Genomic DNA, 825 nt, shown 5'->3' on the forward strand with positions numbered 1-825 from the left:
GGGTAAGGCCGCCGTCGCCACCGCCGCTGTTGGCGGCGGCGGGCATAAGGCGCAGTACGGTACAGCCGTTCTCTTCGTTATGAAAGATAACGCGTTCCACAGTGCCGGAAATTTCAACGGCATCCGGGTCTTGCAGCAGGGGCATGTCCTTCATGGCAGCGAATTTCCAGAAGCTTGGCTTTTGCCGCCAGGCGAGGCCTTGCGGCGGCGTGACCACCAGAACCAGTCACGCTGTTCAGAGGGCAGATGCGGGTCGCGGGCCTGCGCTACTGCGCAGTGCATGACGTCAAGGCAGCAGATGTCCACCTTCTGCCCCTTGAGGCGGCACAAAGCGTCATACAGTTCCTGCGGGTCGCGGCTGGCAAGGTCGTGCATATCCGTCACGCCGATCAGGTCAAAGTCCTTGAGCGCAGCAGGCCCCACAGACCGCAGGCCGCACAGGGGATGCTTTTTCATGCGCCTATTCCCATGCGCTGCTGCAAAAGCAGGGCGTCTGCCAGGGCCAGGGCTGTCATTGCCTCCAGCACGGGTATGATGCGCGGTATGGCGGACAGGTCGTGACGCCCGCCAATGAGTATGTCCACGGGCTGGCCCTGCCTGTCCACGGTTTTTTGCGTAACGGCTATGGAGGCTATGGGCTTGACGGCGGCGCGCAGGATAATGTCCTGCCCGCTGGATATGCCGCCCAGGATGCCGCCTGCATGGTTGGAGGCAAAGCGCGCCTTGCCAGGTCCCGGTTCGTCAGCCGGGAGCAGGGGATCGTTGTTTTGCGAACCGCGCAGGGCCGCTGCGGCAAAGCCTTCGCCCACCTCGACGCCCTTGACC

3 protein-coding genes are annotated in these 825 nt (G+C 63.3%); all 3 read right to left on the bottom strand.

Going from position 1 to position 825, the window contains the following annotated elements; genetic code table 11:
- A partial coding sequence (locus tag V6C16_RS15020) for a YrrC family ATP-dependent DNA helicase (RefSeq protein ID WP_442886250.1) occupies window positions 1-154 on the bottom strand: 154 nt, incomplete at its 3' end.
- Window positions 151-456 carry a helix-hairpin-helix domain-containing protein gene (locus V6C16_RS14495; protein ID WP_333543591.1) on the bottom strand — a complete coding sequence of 102 codons (306 nt, stop codon included), beginning with the start codon at window positions 454-456 and terminating at the stop codon, window positions 151-153. The genes V6C16_RS15020 and V6C16_RS14495, both read right to left, overlap by 4 nt.
- The coding region (locus V6C16_RS14500; RefSeq protein WP_333543592.1) for a chorismate synthase at window positions 453-825 on the bottom strand (373 nt) is incomplete at its 5' end. The genes V6C16_RS14495 and V6C16_RS14500, both read right to left, overlap by 4 nt.

The sequence above is a fragment of the Desulfovibrio sp. 1188_IL3213 genome (genome assembly GCF_036763145.1).
In the GTDB taxonomy this organism is placed as follows: Bacteria; Desulfobacterota; Desulfovibrionia; order Desulfovibrionales; family Desulfovibrionaceae; genus Desulfovibrio.